The organism is Pseudomonas sp. BIGb0381 (assembly GCF_024809815.1).
In the GTDB taxonomy this organism is placed as follows: domain Bacteria; phylum Pseudomonadota; class Gammaproteobacteria; order Pseudomonadales; family Pseudomonadaceae; genus Aquipseudomonas.
On record NZ_JANUEN010000002.1, the window covers coordinates 559,114 to 575,957 of the forward strand.

The following is a 16,844-nucleotide window of genomic DNA, read 5'->3' on the forward strand; positions in this document are numbered from 1 at the left end:
GCTGGTGCTGGCATTTGTCTCTGTAGCGTTTATTCCGGTAAGCCTGGTGGCCGTGATCTCCGTGATGAACACACGGACCCAGGCGGTGGATCAGTTTATCGACGGCAGCACCCGGGAAATCCGCCAGATCGATGGCAATATTCGCCAGTTCTTCGACGGCACGCTGCAGAACGTCGATCAAATGGCGACCGATCCTGTATACACCTCCGTGGACACGCTGAAGAACTACCAGCCCGCCGACGCGCCCAGCCAGCCGATGCCGGCGGCGGCGCAAGACGTGATCAACCGCTTTGCGCGCTTTGGCGCCACGCACCCGGCCGCCGCCATCCTGTCCATCGGCCTGGAAGACGGTACCTACGTCAAATGGCCGGATGATCCGCAACTGGCCAAGTACGACCCACGCACACGCCCCTGGTACAAGGCCGCGATGGCCAGCCCCGGCAAGACCGTGCGCACGCCGGCTTACTACTACGACAAAGACGATGTGGCGCTGGTGGGCACTGCCCGGGCGTTGCTGGATAGCGCCGGCAAAGCCAAGGGCGTGTTCGTGGTCAGCGTGTCGCTGAAGAACCTCACCGAACTGGTCAAGAGCATCAAGCTCGGCGAAAGCGGCTACGTAATGCTGATCGAAGACGGCGTGGTGCTGGTCGACCCGCGCGACGCCGCCCACAGCTTCAAGCCGCTCAAGGACCTGGGTGCCGCCTATGCACACTTGGCCGAGACCTCCCAAGGTTCTACCGAAGTGGAAATCAACGGCGTGCGCTACATGGCCAACGTGTGGACCTCCCCCGGCCTGGGCTGGCGCTATATCGGCCTGATCGAACACCGCGAAGTCATGGCCGAAGCCACGCGCATGACCTACCTCACCGCCATCATCGTCGGCGTGCTGGTGCTGATCTTCGGCGTGCTCGCCGCGGCGTTTTCCAAAGTGATCGTCAAGCCTATCGGCCAGGTCAGCAGCGGTTTGCAGTCGATTGCCGAGGGTGAAGGCGACCTGCGCCACGCACTGCAGGTGCAGGGCAAGGATGAAACCGCCGAACTCGCCGGCTGGTTCAACAAGTTCCTCGCCGCCATCCGCCAATTGATCCAGCACATCGGCGCGGCCTCGGCCAATTTGCACAACGCCTCCAAGGTCAACAGCGAAGTGGCGCACAACATGAACGAAGCCGCCGGGCGCCAGCGCGAGGCGGTGGAACTGGTGTCCACCGCATTCAACGAAATGGTCGCCACCGCCAACGAAGTCGCGCGCTCCTGCAGCAGCGCGGCAGAGTCGGCGGAGAACGGCCATCGCCGCGTGGCCGAGGGCAAACAACAGATCGAAGTCACCACCGATAACGTCAACCGCCTGGGCCGCCGCTTGACCGAGTCGTCCGACGCCATGGTTGAGCTGGAGGCCGGCAGCCGCAGCATCAACCAGATTATCGGCACCATCCGCGCGATTGCCGAACAGACCAACCTGCTGGCACTCAACGCCGCCATCGAGGCCGCCCGTGCCGGCGACCAGGGCCGTGGTTTTGCCGTGGTCGCCGACGAGGTGCGCGCGTTGGCCAAACGCACCTCCGACTCCACCGGCGAGATCGAGCACCTGCTCGGCACCCTGGAAAACAAGACCCAGGAAGTCACGCAAAAAATGGGCAGTTGCCTCGACCTGTCACGGGCCAGTGTGTCGTCCATCGAAAGCGCGCGCGACAGCTTTGAAGGCATCCAGCTGTCGGTCAACGAGATCCGCGACCAGAACCTGCAAATCTCCGCCGCCGCCGAGGAACAACACAGCGTGGCCGAAGAGATCAACCGGCATATCCAGCAGATCTACGACGAAGCGCGGCTGGTGGAAAGCCTGGCCAACTCGGCGCAGGACGATTCGGGGCGCCTGTCGAATCTGTCGGACGAGTTGAATGGCCTGGTGGGGCGCTTCAAGTCCTGATGAATCTCGCCGCACGGGGGGCGGCGACGGTGAGGATAAAGTCTTCAGCGTCGATGCCCGTAGAGGACGTATTCATGCGCGATGCACCTCGATCACCAGCCCTTCCGCCTCACTCGGCACGCAGAAATGCCTTGTGATTAGATCAAACTCGGCGTCCGTCGCCGCAAAATCGTGGTCGCCCCGGGCATTGCGCGCATGCAGCCTTGCGCGGCAGGTGGCGTCGTCCCGTTCGAGGTAATGCAGGCGGTGCGGCACCTCGGCGGCCTGCGCCAACCCCAGCAGCCATTCGCGATTGGCCAGGGTGTTGGCCGGAAAATCCAGCACCACGTTGACGCCGGATTCAAGCAGGTTAACCACCAGCGGCCCCAGCACCCCGCGAATCCGCTGGGCACAGCGCAGGTAGTCGGCGATCGAGAGGATTTCACCGGGGTACAGCCGCGCGAGCCAGGTGTCTTCGCTGAGCAGGATGGCTGCGTGTTCGGCCACCAGGGTCTTGGCCAGCGTTGACTTGCCCGAGGCGATCTTGCCGCACAGCAGGTGCAGGGTTGGCATGGGGACGGCTCCTTATGTCAGGCGTTGAGCATGCCAGCTTTCCGGCTGACGCTTAATATTTCGACACGAATTATGCTGAACTATCTGACACGTAAGGCGTTCATTTCCTATGCGCAGCCCCGACCAGGGGCGTTGTACAACAAGGAGCCGCCTTACCATGACAACCCTTCCCGCCTACCGATACACGCCGGGGCCGCTGCATGCGACCTTGCTGGCCGGCACCGTGCCGCTGTTTCTTGGTGCCTTGCTCAGCGACATTGCCTACACCCAGACCTACCAGATTCAATGGGCCAACTTTGCGTCCTGGTTGATTGCCGGTGCTCTGGTGTTCTGTGGGCTCGCGTTCCTGTTTGCGCTGGTCAACCTGCTTCGCGCCGAGCGCAAGGCGGGGCAACCCACGCGGTATGTCCTGCTGCTGTTAGCCACCTGGGTATTAGGGCTGGTCAATGCCTTTCAACATGCCAAGGATGCCTACGCCTCAATGCCTGCAGGGCTGATCATGTCGGCCATCGTCTTGCTGCTGACACTGGCGGCCACCTGGACCGGCCTGCGCTCAGGAGGTGCCAAATGAAAACGTCCCACACACTGAGCGTATTGAGCGCCGCGCTGTTGCTGAGTGCCTGCGGCGGCGAAGGTGACAAGACCCAGGCCCGCGGCCCCGACCCCAAGTTGCCGGAGCAGCAAAGCAGCCTGTTGCCGAGCATGAAGATCGCCGAGCCCACCCCGTGGGGCGATCAGAAACCCAAGGTGCCCGAAGGCTACAGCGTCACGGCCATCGCCACCGACCTCGCCATCCCGCGCCAGACCCTGGTGCTGCCCAACGGCGACATCCTCATCGCCGAAGGCCGTGGCGGCAGCGCAGCCAAGCTCAAGCCCAAGGATGTGATCGCCAGCCTGATCAAGGCCGAAGGCAACACCAAGGTCAAGGGCGGCAACCGCCTGACACTGCTGCGTGATGCCGACGGTGACGGCACCTACGAGTTGAAGACGGTGTTCGCCGACAACCTCAACGCGCCTTACGGCCTGGCGTTTGCCGACGGCAAGCTCTACGTGGCCAACCAGGATGCGCTGGTGCGTTTCGACTACACCGATGGCCAGACCAAGGCCAGCGGCGCGCCGGTCAAAGTCACCGACCTGCCGGCGCAGATTAACCATCACTGGACCAAATCCCTGGCGGTGAGTGCCGATGGGCGCCAGCTCTACGTGGGGATCGGTTCCAACAGCAACGTCACCGAACGTGGCATGGAAGTGGAAATCGACCGCGCGATGGTCTGGCAGATCGATGCAGCGACCGGCGCGCACAAACCTTACGCCACCGGCCTGCGCAACCCCACGGCGCTGACCATTCAACCCGACTCCGGGCAACTGTGGACGGTGGTCAACGAACGCGACGAACTCGGCCCCGACCTGGTGCCCGACTACCTGACCTCGGTGAAAGAAGGCGCGTTTTACGGCTGGCCCTACAGCTATTGGGGCCAGAACGTCGACCCACGCGCGCAACCGCAGAACCCGGCCAAAGTCGCCGCCGCGATCAAGCCGGATTACAGCCTCGGTTCCCACGTGGCCGCACTCGGCGTGGATTTCTCCATCCCGGCCATGGGCGAGCAATTTGCCGACGGCGTATTCGTCGGCGAGCACGGCAGCTGGAACCGCGACAATCCTGTGGGCTACAAGGTGATTTTCGTGCCGTTCAGCAATGGCAAGCCATCCGGTGAGCCGATTGATTTCGCCAGCGGTTTTCGCGGTGACGACGGCAAGACCCGTGGGCGCCCGGTGGGTGTGACGGTGGACCCGAAAGGCGCGCTGATCATCGCCGATGACCTGGCCAATACCGTGTGGCGGGTGACACGCAACCCATAGCGGCACATGACAGGGGCGATGGCGCCCCTGTCAGCCTTCACCCTGCAATTGCACCTCCAGCCAGTCGAGCAATGCCGTGATCTCGGCTCGACTGCCTCCTCCCTGCTGCCTATACACCGAAATGGCCTCCGGCAAATGCACGCTCTCGGTACAGGGCCTGACCAGCGCCCCCGTTTCAATCAACTTGGTCGCGGTACGACGCCAGCCCATGGCGACACCGTGCCCCTCCACCGCAGCCTGCAACATCAGCGGGTAACTGTCGAAGGTAACTCCACGCGTATCCCCGGCCACGGCCTGGCCGAATACCTGCAACCAGCGGTCCCACTCCATCAAGTGCGGAGGATGGGAGCTGTGGTGCAACAAGGTGCACGCCTGCAACCCCGCGAGCGACAGCGGTGGTTTCGTGCCCAGATAGCCGGGGCTGCACACCGGGAACACTTCGTCAGCTGCGGTGAACATCAGCGGATGGGCGCCACTTGCGCGCCCGGTACTTTGCAAGGCCACGTCGAAATGGTGGGTGAACTCGGTCAGGGGACGGGTGGAGGTCACCACCTGGATTTCGATATGCGGGTATTGCTGGTGGAACGTCGACAGGCGCGGCATCAGCCAATAAAACGCTTCGCACAACTGGCACAGCAGCACCACGCGATGACTGTGCGGTGACACCCGCAGGCTGGCGGCACTTTCACTGATGCTGCGCAGCGCCTCGCCGACCACCCTGCCCAGTTCCCGCCCCTCTTGGGTCAGGAACACCGCTCGGTTGCGCCGACTGAAAAGCTTCACGCCCAGGTTGTCTTCCAGCCCGCGAATCTGGCGGCTGATGGCGGCCTGGGTGATGTGCAGCTCATCGGCAGCCTTGGAGAAACTGCCCAGGCGTGCCGCCGCTTCAAACGGCAACAGACTGGCCAGGGGCGGTAGGGTCTTGCCGAGCGTATTCATAATCTGAGGTTATACATTCAGGGCCGAGAACTCGTTTGTAGCACACCCACCCGACTGGGCACCATGGATCCATTACCTGAATGGATGCCCCACATGAACGCTGCACAGACCTCCATTGCCGTCGGCGTGCTCCTCGCGGTTGTTGCGACATTGGGCTGGGCGTTGAACTTCATCACGCCCTACGTCACCGGCGACTACAGCCTCTATGACTTGATGGCCGTGCGATTTCTGATCGCCGGCACATTGGGTGTCATGGGCGTGATCCTATGCCGGGCACAGTTGCACATGCTCGGGCCCGGCCAGCGATGCCTCGCCGCAGCGCTCGGGGCGTTGGGGTGCCTGGGCTACGGCGTGTGCATCGCCGCAGGCGTGATGTTCGGCGGGCCGGTCATGACCCCGGCGTTTGTCGGCACAGTGCCGGTGTTGTTGGCCCTGGTGGGTAACGCCAGCACCAGGACCGTGCCGTGGCGCCGACTGGCAGCCCCCTTGTCATGCCTGACGGTGGGCCTCTTGCTGTCGAACATCAGCAGCGTTCATCAACCTTCATTGGATACAAACGCCTGGTGGGCGGGGCTCTTTTTTTCCCTGAGTGCAGTTGTTCTCTGGTTGTGGTTCAGCGTGATCAACCAACGGCAACTGACACACCTTGCGGCGCAGGCAACCGGCCTTTGGACCGCACTGATGATGGTGGGCAGCGGTGTCGCCACCCTGTGCCTGCTGCCGTTCATCCATGAGCTTGGCGTGTTCAAGCTGCCGACGCTCGGCTTCGGCCTTTCCCAGGCAGGCCCGCTCTATGCCTGGAGCCTGGTGATCGCGGTGATGTCCACCATGGTCGGCGCCTGGGCCTGGAACGCCGCGACCCGACGCCTGCCGATGGTACTGAGCGGCCAATTGATCGCCCTCGAATCACTCTTCGCCACCCTGCTCGGCCTGTGGTTTCACGGGCGGTGGCCCACGCTCATGGAAGCCGCGGGCCTGGGCGCGGTGCTGATCAGCGTGGTCATGGCGATTCGGATCATATTGACGAACCCTCGGGCGACGGCCTGCCCGAACCCCAACAGCAGCCACTGACCGACGGAAGAGGAGCCCACCTTGAGTTTCGGCCAGCAATTGGTCAGCCAGACCTGGGCACGCGCGTTGTAGAAAAGGCGCTTGAAGGAATGGGTCTCGACACAACGTTATGGGTGATTCGACGGACCTGTGGCGAGCGGGCTTGTCCCGCGTTGGGCTGCGCAGCAGCCCCAAAACCAGGCGCAGCGGAGTGTCTGATGCACCGCATTCGTCTTTATTAGGGGCGCTTCGCACCCCAACGCGGGACAAGCCCGCTCGCCACAGAGGTAGTGAGGTCTGGGTTTACAGGTCAGTGATTTCCTTGTGGCGCGGCACCAGCGTCTTCATCACGCTCCAGGCCACCAGGTACGCCAGCGCGCAGATCGCGAACATGATCATGTAGCCGGTGTGAATGTCATTGATGGACTTGTAGTAGTCGAACACCCAGCCGCCGATCTTGGTCATCACCACGCCGCCGATACCGCCGGCCATGCCGCCAATGCCGACCACCGAGGCCACGGTTTTCTGCGGGAACATGTCGGACACGGTGGTGAAGATGTTGCACGACCACGCCTGGTGCGCCGAGGCACCCACGCCGATCAGCAATACCGGCACCCAGAAGCTGATGTAGCCCAACGGTTGCGCCAGCAACACCACCAACGGGAAGAGCGCGATCACCAGCATGGCTTTCATGCGGCCGTCATAGGGTGCATCGCCACGGGCCATGAAGTAGCTGGGGAACCAGCCGCCGCCGATGCTGCCGACCATGGTCATGCTGTACAGCACGGCCAGGGGCATGACGATATCGGCGCCTTTCATGCCGTATTGCGCCGACAGGTAGGTGGGCAGCCAGAACAGGAAGAACCACCACACGCCGTCAGTCATGAACTTGCCAAAGGCAAACGCCCAGGTCTGGCGGTAGGTGAGCAACTTGAACCACGAGACTTTCTTCGCCGCCGCACCTGCGGGGGCCGCAGTCAACGGCTGCGCGCTCTGGTCGCTGCGGATATAGGCCAGCTCTTCGGCCGACAGGCGTTTTTGCTGCTCCGGCTTTTCATACACCGCCGCCCACACCGCCACCCACACAAAGCCCAGCATGCCGATGACCATAAAGGCCGCTTCCCAGCCCCACATCCCGGCGATCAGTGGCACACAGATCGGCGCTAGGATCGCGCCGACGTTGGCGCCGGAGTTGAAGATCCCGGTGGCCAGCGAGCGTTCTTTCTTGGGGAAATACTCGGCGGTGGCCTTGATCGCAATCGGGAAGTTACCCGCCTCGCCAATCGCCAGCACCGCACGGGACAGCATGAAGCCGGCGATGGACACCGGGATCACCGCCAGGCCGATCGCACCGCTGAGCGCGGCGATGCCCTCGCCCATCGGTACCGAGAACGCATGCATGATGGCGCCGGTAGACCAGATCGCAATCGCGATCACGTACGCCGCCTTGGTGCCGATCTTGTCGACGAACCGCCCGGCAAACAGCATGGAAATCGCATACACAAACTGGAACACCGCCGCGATATTGGCGTAATCGGTGTTGCTCCAGCCAAATTGCGTCGACAACTGCGGCGCGAGCAAGCTGAGCACCTGACGGTCGAGGTAGTTGACGGTGGTCGCGAAAAACAACATCGCGCAGATGGTCCAGCGATAGCTGCCTACCGCTTGGCCAACGCGCTGGGCGTTGATGGGCTCGATCAAGTTCATGGCATCACTTTTTATTTTTGTTAGGTAGGACATATGTAACGTCATATGTCGTCGTACAACTGTGGCTTTTATATCGGGCTACCTACCCGCTGTCAATGTGAAAAGTTACGGCTTTTGCAGGCTATCCGACGGATGTGAAAAGTGTCAGGTGCGGCTAGGTTGTAGGACGACAAACGCGCATGACCCGGCTCGGCGCTTTGCCGGGCACATCATCGAGTACACCGAACGGCTGCATGCCGACCTTCTCCAGCACGCGGATCGACGCCGCGTGGTCAGGGCGCACCAGGCCGAACACTTCCGGCAATCCGAGGGTGTCAAACGCCAGCGCCAGGGCATCGCGCGCCAACTCAGTGGCGTAGCCCTGCCCCCAGGCCTCCACCGCGAAGCGGTAGCCCAGGTTGATGCGCGGTTGCGTGAGGTAGTTGAGCGGCGCAATACCGCCGAAGCCGATGATGCAGTCCGGGGCTTGCTGATGGGCAATTGCCCACCAGCCATAGCCGTGGGTGGCCCACTGTGCGATCCACTGGTCGAGCAAGCGCTGGGCAGCGGACAGACTGGGCATGGGGCCCGAGGGATTGAAGAGGTTGGTCTGCGGGTCGCCGAAGATCGCGAACAATCGCTGTACGTCACTCGGGAGTGGCTGACGGTAGATAAGACGCGAGGTGGTAGCCGGCATCGGGATCATTCCTCTTTAGAACTGTGGCAAGCCCGCTCGCCACAGGGTAGGTGCTCACCCCGAAAACCCAGGCGATTGCTGGCAAATTGCGCCCCAAGCAAAAAAACGCAAATAGTGGTGAATTATTTCATGTCCGCTTGTATCTGAACTGACAGAGCGGTGCCATTGCAACGATGGCACCTCCCCTGTTCTGTTTTAGAGTGGTCCGCATGAAATTACGTAAGAAAGGCGTCAAGCCCATCGGTTTGAAAGACATCACCATTGTTGACGATGCCAAGATGCGCAAGGCGATCACCGCCGCCGCACTGGGTAACGCCATGGAATGGTTCGACTTTGGTGTCTACGGGTTTGTCGCCTATGTATTGGGCAAGGTGTTCTTCCCCGACGCCTCCCCCAGCGTACAAATGATCGCGGCACTGGGGACCTTCTCCGTGCCGTTCCTGATTCGTCCCCTGGGCGGCCTGTTCTTCGGCGCGCTGGGCGATAAATACGGACGCCAGAAAGTCCTCGCCGCGACCATTGTTATCATGTCGCTGAGCACCTTCGCCATCGGCCTGATTCCCGGATACGCCTCCATCGGCATCTGGGCGCCGATCCTGTTGCTGCTGTGCAAAATGGCCCAAGGCTTCTCGGTGGGCGGTGAATACACCGGCGCCTCGATCTTCGTCGCCGAATATGCGCCGGACCGCAAGCGCGGCTTCCTCGGCAGTTGGCTGGACTTCGGCTCCATCGCCGGTTTCGTGCTCGGTGCCGGTGTCGTGGTGCTGATCTCCAGCGTGCTGGGCGAAGCCGACTTCGAAGCCTGGGGCTGGCGCCTGCCGTTCTTCCTGGCCCTGCCCCTGGGCATGATCGGCCTCTACCTGCGCCATGCGCTGGAAGAAACCCCGGCGTTCCAACAGCATGTCGAAAAGCTCGAACAGGGAGACCGCGAAGGCCTGACCCATGGCCCGAAAGTGTCGTTCAAGGAGATCGCCACCAAGCACTGGCGCAGCCTGCTGACCTGCATCGGGATCGTCGCGGCCACCAACGTGACCTACTACATGCTGCTCACCTACATGCCCAGCTACCTGTCGCATAACCTGCACTACAAAGAAAACAGCGGCGTACTGATCATCATCGCGATCATGGTCGGCATGTTGTTCGTGCAGCCGTTCATCGGTTTTGTCAGCGACAAGATCGGCCGCAAGCCCTTCATCATCGCCGGCAGCATCGGCCTGCTGTTCCTGTCCATCCCGGCATTCATGCTGATCACCAGCGGCAAGATCGGCCTGATCTTCGCCGGCTTGCTGATCCTGGCCATCGTGCTTAACTTCTTCATCGGCGTCATGGCCTCCACACTGCCGGCGATGTTCCCCACGCACCTGCGCTACAGCGCGTTGGCCAGTGCGTTCAACGTTTCGGTACTGATCGCCGGTGTCACCCCCACCGTCGTGGCCTGGCTGGTGGAGAGCACCAACGACCTGTACATGCCCGCCTACTACCTGATGGTATTTGCGGTGGTCGGCCTGATCACCGGCCTGACCATGAAGGAAACCGCCAACAAACCCCTGCGCGGCGCAGCACCGGCGGCGTCGGATATGGCCGAAGCGAAGGAATTGCTGCAGGAGCATCACGACAACATCGAGCAGAAAATCGAAGACATCGACGCCGAAATTGCCGAACTGGAAGCCAAGCGCCAGAACCTGGTGCAGCAGCATCCGCGTATCAATTAAGACCTGACCAAGCGTGGCGGCAAGGGCCGCCACGCCAGTGGAGTGTTCAACCATGCTTCCAAGCTTCACCGCCGCACACGCGTTACTCAGCGCCGACGAACGCGCTGCCATCGCCGAAATCGAAGCAACCACCAGCATCCTGCAATTGGTCACCCGCCTGACGGGCATGCGCTTTGCTGGCATCGCCAAGTTCACAGACCTGGAATGGATCGTCTGCTCGGTGCACGACACTGCCGACATGGGTATTCACGTCGATGACGTGCTCGACCTGGAAACCACCCTGTGCAGCGAGTTCTGTATCAACCCCCAGACCTTGTTCATCCCGCATGTCAGCGACAATGGCCGCTTCGCCTCACGCCCGGTGGTCAAGCAATACGCCATCGAGAGCTACGCCGGCGCGCCGATCTTCCTGCCTGACGGCCGCCTGTTCGGCGCACTGTGTGCGCTGGATTCCCGGGCAATGCTGTTTGACGACCCCAACCTGCCGGAAACCCTCAGCCTGTTTGCGCGGCTGATCGGCTGCATCTTCTACGCTAACTTGACGCCCGCGGATCAGTGACAGGCGCCTTGCCGCGCAGCGCGGCCATATCGCGCTTGGGCGGCACGCCAAACAACCGGCTGTACTCGCGGCTGAACTGCGACGGGCTTTCATAGCCGACCTTGAACGCCGCGCTGGACACGTCCCGGTGCTCGTTCAACATCAAGCGCCGCGCCTCGTTGAGGCGCAGCCACTTCTGATACTGCAACGGGCTCATCGCCGTGAGTTGACGAAAGTGATGGTGAAAGGTCGCCGCGCTCATCTGCACGCGCGCGGCCAGTTCTTCCACGCGCAGAGGCGCGTCGTAATTGAGCTTGAGCCAATCGATCGCCCGCGCAATCCGATAACCCTGCCCGTCCACGGAACAGATCTGGCGCAATCGGCCGGCCTGGTCGCTCTGCAACAGCCGGAAGTGAATCTCGCGCTGGATCAAGGGCGCGAGCACCGGTATCGCTTCGGGCTCATCAAGCAATTCAACCAGGCGCGCAAATGACGCGAGCATGGCGCCGGTCACGACACCAATCCCCACGCCTTTCATCACCGCCCGCTCCCGCGTTGGCGGTAACGCCCCCTGGGCGATCAGTTCGGCGAGGATGCGCAGGTCCAGCTTGAAGGTCAGGCCAAGGCACGGGCGAGTCGGGCTGGCCACCAGCACTTCAGAATTGGCCGGTATATCCAGCGACGTGACCAGGAATCGTGCCGTGTCATACGGGTACCCCTCGCCGCCGACCCACAACCGCTTCTCACCCTGGGCAACCAGCACGATGCTCGGCTCGACCATGCACACCACGGGTGTCGCGGGCTGCTCACGCCGATAAAAGCCCAGGCCGGGGATGGGCATGGGGTAGTCGCCGGGTAAGCAGACCCTTGAGCCGATGGCGTGGACCAGCACGTCCAGGGGCGTTTGATTGATCTTCATAAAGGGCCCTTTTCTCTGATCGCTGGACTTTACCCCGACCGGCCCGCTTGCGTCCCCGGCAACCTGACAGACTCAGAGGATCAGGCAAGTAATCCAGTGGAACGCACTACAGAACCCTGGACCACGCCGGGAAAATGTGCCGACCCCCTTCTCAAGGATCCATCCATGAAAAGCCTCTTGCTCACCCTGAGTCTGCTGGTGATTTCGTTCTCTTCTCTGGGAGCCGACATGTCCAACGGTGCAAACAACTTCTACACAAGCGACAAGGTGACCGTCGAAAAAGTCACCTTCAACAATCAATACGGCATGCCGGTGGCGGGCAACCTGTTCGTGCCCAAACAGCTCGCCCCGGCCTCGAAAAATGCCGCGCTGATCGTCGGCCACCCGATGGGGGCCGTCAAAGAACAGAGCGCCAACCTCTACGCCACCAAAATGGCCGAACAGGGCTTTGTCACTTTGTCGCTGGACCTGTCGTTCTGGGGCGAAAGCGCAGGCCAGCCGCGCAATGCGGTGCTACCCGACCTCTACGCCGAAGACTTCAGCGCCGCCGTGGACTTCCTCGACACCCGGCCGCTGGTCGATCGTGAGCGCATCGGCGTGATCGGCATCTGCGGCAGCGGCAGCTTTGCCATCGCGGCGGCCAAGATCGACCCACGCCTCAAGGCCATCGCCACGGTCAGCATGTACGACATGGGCGCCGCCAACCGCAACGGCCTCAAGCACGGCATGACAGCGGAGCAACGCCGGCAGGTGCTGGTGCAGGCGGCCAACCAGCGTTACGTGGAATTCCAGGGCGGCGAGACCCTCTACACCAGCGGCACGCCGCTCAAGCTGACCGGCAACCCGATTGGCGATGAGTTTTTCGATTTCTACCGCACGCCGCGAGGCGAAGTCACACCGGCCGGCGCCTCGCCGCAGACCACCACCATGCCCACGCTGACCAGCAACGTGAAGTTCATGAACTTCTACCCGTTCAACGACATCGAGACGATTTCGCCTCGCCCGCTGTTGCTGATTGCCGGTGCCGATGCGCACTCCCGCGAGTTCAGCGAAGACGCCTACAACCGAGCCGCCGAGCCCAAGGAGCTGGTGATCATCCCGAATGCCGGCCACGTGGACCTCTACGACCGGGTCAACCTGATCCCCTTCGCCAAGCTCACCAGCTTCTTTAAAAGCAACTTGAAGTAATCTCGATAAATCCTCACGCGCCCCGCTGGGGCATAGGCTTTGGTTCAACGCTGAACGCCCAGCAGATAGGGCTGTTGTGGCGAGCGGGCTTGTCCCGCGTTGGGGTGCGAAGCGCCCCTGATGAAGACGAATGCGGTGTATCAGACACTTCTCTGCGCCTGGTTTTGGGGCTGCTACGCAGCCCAACGCGGGGCAAGCCCGCTCGCCACAGGAAGCAGATGCAGGAGTGGAGCGAGTACGGCGACAGCGTTCCGGTGAAGCCGTTCTCCAGCGCGAATAACGCCCGCTGACAACCTAATTATTCGGCCTAGACAGCCGATACCCAGGCATACCCCTTACTTGCAGCGACGTCCTGCGGGAAATATGCCGAACTCTCTCGCCCCCATTGTGCGCAAGCTCTCCAATCGCACCAGCCTGTCGCTGGCACGTACATCGCTGTTCAATTTCGTGGCGTTGCTGGCCCTGGTCTTTGCAGCCGCCGCCTACTCCCTGGTGTACCTTGCGCGCGAACTGGACCATTCCGAACAGGAGGAAAGCGCGTTCTATACCCGCAAAGCCATGCAGTCCCTGGAAAAATCCCTGCGGGTGACCGTCAAGGACTACGCCTTCTGGAGCGATGCCTACAAGCACCTGCACATGAACGTGGACACCGATTGGGCCTACGCGCGCGGCAATGTCGGGGCCACGTTGTATCAGGACTTCGGTTTTCAAGGCCTGTTTGTGGTCGACGACGACAATCGCACGGTTTACTCGGTGATCAAGGGCGAGCTGCAAAACATCGAACTCTCGCAGTGGCTCGACCAACCCCTGGCCGAGATCATCGAGCAGGCGCGCGCAGGGGCTGAAAACGAAACACCGGTCACGGCCTTCATCAACGTACACGGCAGTCCCGCGCTGGTGGCCGCCGCCGCGATCACCCCCGGCACCGACCCCACGGTCGAGCCCGATGGCCGGCCAGCCTCGGTATTGATCTTCGTCGACGTCCTCAACAGCGCCAAACTGACGGCGATCGGCGATGAGTTCGGCGTGGGCAAGCTGCACATCGCCACACCCGACGATATCGGCAATACCCTGGTTTTCCCCCTGGGCGATAACGGCGCCGCCGGCAGCCTGCACTGGGAACCTGCGCGACCCGGCCTGCGCTTGATGAGCGTAGGCTTGCCGCTGTTGGGGCTGGCCGCGCTGCTGGTGTGCCTGATGACCTGGATGATTCTGCGCCGCGCCACTGCCGCCGCCCTCGCCCTGGATGCCAGCCACACCTCACTGCTGGACAGCCAGAACGCCCTAGCCACCAGCGAAGCACGCTTTCGCGATGTGGTGGAGGCGAGTTCCGACTGGGTCTGGGAAATCGATGCCGGCTGGCGTTTTACCTACCTGTCGGAACGTTTCGAAAACGTCACCGGCCTGGCCCGGCAAGCCTGGCTCGGGGCCTCGATGAGCGACCTGCTGGACACCGAAGCCGACCTGCTGTCGCAATGGCTGAGCACCCCGGGTCGGCGCGTGGACGTCAGTGTGCAGTGCCGCTATATCGATGCCCAGGGACAGGAGCGCACCACCCGGCTGTCGGCGCGGGAAATGCCCTGCGGCGGGTTTCGCGGCACGGCCACCGACGTGACTGAAGAAGTCGAAGCACGTCGGCGCATCGAGTACCTGTCTCAACACGACGCCCTGACCGGGCTGCCCAACCGCACACGCCTGCAGGCGTTCCTGGAAGGCAAACTCAAGGCCCTGCCCAGCGCCGAGCAGCCGCTGGTGATGCTCAGCCTCGACCTGGACCGCTTCAAGCCGGTCAATGACCTGCTCGGCCACGCCGCCGGTGACCGGGTGCTCAATCAAGTGTCCGGCCGCCTGGCCGCCTGCGTGCGCCACGGTGACCTGGTGGCCCGTATCGGCGGCGATGAGTTTGTGCTGATCCTCAGCGATGCAGGCAGCCAGGAGGAAGTCGAAAGCCTGTGCCTGCGCTTGATCGAGTCCATCGAGCAGGCAATCAGAATCGACGAACAAGAGGTGTTTATCAGCGCCAGTATCGGCATTGCCATGGCGCCCACCGATGCCCGCGATGCCACCGAACTGCTGCGCTACGCCGATATCGCGCTGTATGAGGCCAAGGCGGCCGGGCGCAATACCTGGCGCTTTTACTCCGGGGAAATGAATACGCGGATCATCGAACGGCGGCGCCTGGAGAGCGATCTGCGCTTTGCGATCAAGCACGCTGAACTGCGCCTGCACTTCCAGCCGCGCTATCGCATCGCCGACGGGCAGATGGTCGGGGCCGAAGCACTGGTGCGCTGGCAGCATCCGGTACGCGGGCTGATCGCCCCGGACACCTTTATTCCGATTGCCGAAGAATCGGGGTTGATTCTGTCGCTGAGTGACTGGGTACTGGAAACCGCTTGCGCGTGCGCGGCGCAGTGGCCGGACACGCTGTTCGTCTCGGTGAACCTGTCACCCACCGAGTTCAAGCGCGGCAATCTGGTGGAGCGCGTGCGCCACGCCCTGGACGCCTCGGGTATCGACGCTGCGCGCCTTGAGGTGGAAATGACCGAAAGTGTCATGCTCGAGGACGCCGTCGGTGCGCTTGAGGTGATGCGCACGCTCAAGCAACTGGGCATCCGCATTGCCATGGATGACTTCGGTACCGGCTATTCGTCCCTCAGCTACCTGCGTGCGTTCCCGTTCGACGGCTTGAAAATCGACCGCAGCTTCCTGACCCGGCTGGAGGAAAGCGAGGATGACAAGGCGATTATCCAAGCCATTGTCGGCTTGGGCCGTGCCCTTGCCCTGACGGTAACGGCCGAAGGCATTGAAACCGCTGAACACCTGGCCATGCTCAAAAGCGTGGCGTGTGAGGAAGGCCAAGGCTACTTCCTCAGCCGACCGCTGGATATCGACGCATTCAACAGCTTGCTGGACGACTACTGCGCCGACGTCAGCGGAAAAAATGACTCGGGGTCTTGCCAAACTGTTTCTTGAACATGCAGGTAAACGCACTCGGGCTTTCGTAGCCCAGCTCCAGGGCCACATCGATAATCTTCTGCCCCACCGCGATACGCTCCAATGCCAGCAGCAGCCGCGCCTGCTGGCGCCATTGGCCGAAGGTCATGCCGGTATCCTTGCGGAACAGGCGCTGGATGGTTTTCTGGTCGAGCGCCAGGCGCTCGCTCCAATCCGCCACGGTGGAGGCATCGCCCGGGTCATCCTGCCACGCCAGGCAGATCTGGTTGATACGCGGGTCGGCGGGCTGCGGCAGCGACAGCGGCAAAGCCGGCAACAGCGCGAGTTCGTCGAGGATCAGGTGCATGATGCGCGCATCCCTTGAGTCTTCGGCGTACGGCGGTTTCAAACTCACCGAGGCCTTGATCAGCTCGCTCAGCAACGGCGAAATACTCACCGCCTTGGTCTCGGTCGGCAGGTTGGGGAAGCTGTCGGGGCGAACAAACACGCTGCGCATTTTCAGGGCGCCCACGCAGCGCAGGGAGTGCACGTGCCCGCAGGGTATCCAGAAGCCGCGATTGGGTGGCACCGTCCATTGGTTGTGTGCCGAATGCACCACCATCACGCCTTCGGTGGCGTAGAGTAATTGATGCTTTTCGTGACTGTGCTCGGGTATCACCCAGTTTTCCGGATAATCGGTGGCCGAACTGATGACAGCCCAGTCGCCCTCATCGATCTCCTGCAAAAATTTATCCAGTGACTTGATCATTTCGCCCTTTTTACGATGGTTGCCTCCCGAATTACGCGAGACAGGCATTTTTGCCGAATCTAGCATAAGCTCTGAA

General features: G+C 62.1%; 14 protein-coding genes and 1 pseudogene. 9 read left to right on the top strand and 6 right to left on the bottom strand.

Translation table 11 applies throughout. The annotated features are described in order from the left end of the window. Window positions 1-64: 64 nt before the first annotated feature. Together M2397_RS30480 and M2397_RS30485 are read left to right on the top strand one after the other, a co-directional pair. A pseudogene (locus tag M2397_RS30480) lies at window positions 65-1,069 on the top strand (cache domain-containing protein); the annotation flags it as partial. An 87-nt stretch (window positions 1,070-1,156) separates the two neighbouring features. Continuing rightward, window positions 1,157-1,924: a methyl-accepting chemotaxis protein gene (locus M2397_RS30485; RefSeq protein ID WP_370737674.1), complete on the top strand. Its 768-nt coding sequence runs from the start codon at window positions 1,157-1,159 to the stop codon at window positions 1,922-1,924. Window positions 1,925-1,996: 72 nt separating this feature from the next. Here the strand turns inward: M2397_RS30485 and M2397_RS08900 are convergent, their stop codons facing one another. Next, on the bottom strand, window positions 1,997-2,476 hold the full coding sequence (locus M2397_RS08900) for an ATP-binding protein (RefSeq protein WP_259242672.1): 480 nt from the start codon (window positions 2,474-2,476) through the stop codon (window positions 1,997-1,999). Between the two features lie 157 nt (window positions 2,477-2,633). Between M2397_RS08900 and M2397_RS08905 the strand changes: the two genes are divergently transcribed. Further along, window positions 2,634-3,047, top strand: coding sequence for a DUF2231 domain-containing protein (locus M2397_RS08905; RefSeq protein ID WP_053138898.1), 414 nt, complete (start codon window positions 2,634-2,636; stop codon window positions 3,045-3,047). Then, window positions 3,044-4,336: a sorbosone dehydrogenase family protein gene (locus tag M2397_RS08910; RefSeq protein WP_145337594.1), complete on the top strand. Its 1,293-nt coding sequence runs from the start codon at window positions 3,044-3,046 to the stop codon at window positions 4,334-4,336. Before M2397_RS08905 ends, M2397_RS08910 begins: the two co-directional genes overlap by 4 nt. A gap of 30 nt (window positions 4,337-4,366) precedes the next feature. Here M2397_RS08910 and M2397_RS08915 read toward each other — a convergent pair whose 3' ends face one another. Continuing rightward, window positions 4,367-5,275: a LysR substrate-binding domain-containing protein gene (locus M2397_RS08915; protein ID WP_184742455.1), complete on the bottom strand. Its 909-nt coding sequence runs from the start codon at window positions 5,273-5,275 to the stop codon at window positions 4,367-4,369. 93 nt (window positions 5,276-5,368) lie between these two features. On the opposite strand from M2397_RS08915, the gene M2397_RS08920 reads away from it, so the two are divergent. Then, window positions 5,369-6,346 carry a DMT family transporter gene (locus M2397_RS08920; RefSeq protein WP_259242673.1) on the top strand — a complete coding sequence of 326 codons (978 nt, stop codon included), beginning with the start codon at window positions 5,369-5,371 and terminating at the stop codon, window positions 6,344-6,346. A gap of 282 nt (window positions 6,347-6,628) precedes the next feature. On the opposite strand, the gene M2397_RS08925 is transcribed toward M2397_RS08920, so the two are convergent. Together M2397_RS08925 and M2397_RS08930 are read right to left on the bottom strand one after the other, a co-directional pair. Then, window positions 6,629-8,032, bottom strand: a complete 1,404-nt coding sequence (locus tag M2397_RS08925) for an MFS transporter (protein WP_145337591.1) — start codon at window positions 8,030-8,032, stop codon at window positions 6,629-6,631. 154 nt (window positions 8,033-8,186) lie between these two features. Next, window positions 8,187-8,708 carry a GNAT family N-acetyltransferase gene (locus M2397_RS08930; RefSeq protein WP_145337590.1) on the bottom strand — a complete coding sequence of 174 codons (522 nt, stop codon included), beginning with the start codon at window positions 8,706-8,708 and terminating at the stop codon, window positions 8,187-8,189. Between the two features lie 209 nt (window positions 8,709-8,917). Here M2397_RS08930 and proP point away from each other — a divergent pair, with 209 nt between their 5' ends. Both proP and M2397_RS08940 read left to right on the top strand, forming a co-directional pair. Continuing rightward, a complete protein-coding gene (proP, locus tag M2397_RS08935; protein ID WP_131696096.1) occupies window positions 8,918-10,420 on the top strand; it encodes a glycine betaine/L-proline transporter ProP in 1,503 nt (500 codons plus the stop codon). A gap of 52 nt (window positions 10,421-10,472) precedes the next feature. Next, a complete protein-coding gene (locus tag M2397_RS08940) occupies window positions 10,473-10,979 on the top strand; it encodes a GAF domain-containing protein (RefSeq protein WP_145337588.1) in 507 nt (168 codons plus the stop codon). Here the strand turns inward: M2397_RS08940 and M2397_RS08945 are convergent. Beyond that, window positions 10,954-11,877 carry an AraC family transcriptional regulator gene (locus M2397_RS08945; RefSeq protein ID WP_259242676.1) on the bottom strand — a complete coding sequence of 308 codons (924 nt, stop codon included), beginning with the start codon at window positions 11,875-11,877 and terminating at the stop codon, window positions 10,954-10,956. The genes M2397_RS08940 and M2397_RS08945 overlap by 26 nt on opposite strands. 165 nt (window positions 11,878-12,042) lie before the next feature. Here M2397_RS08945 and M2397_RS08950 point away from each other — a divergent pair, with 165 nt between their 5' ends. After that, complete coding sequence (locus M2397_RS08950; protein WP_259242677.1) at window positions 12,043-13,065, top strand: alpha/beta hydrolase; 1,023 nt, start codon at window positions 12,043-12,045, stop codon at window positions 13,063-13,065. A gap of 363 nt (window positions 13,066-13,428) precedes the next feature. Further along, on the top strand, window positions 13,429-16,038 hold the full coding sequence (locus M2397_RS08955) for an EAL domain-containing protein (protein WP_259242678.1): 2,610 nt from the start codon (window positions 13,429-13,431) through the stop codon (window positions 16,036-16,038). On the opposite strand, the gene M2397_RS08960 is transcribed toward M2397_RS08955, so the two are convergent. Beyond that, on the bottom strand, window positions 15,995-16,816 hold the full coding sequence (locus M2397_RS08960) for a helix-turn-helix domain-containing protein (RefSeq protein WP_259242679.1): 822 nt from the start codon (window positions 16,814-16,816) through the stop codon (window positions 15,995-15,997). The genes M2397_RS08955 and M2397_RS08960 overlap by 44 nt on opposite strands. Window positions 16,817-16,844: the final 28 nt, after the last annotated feature.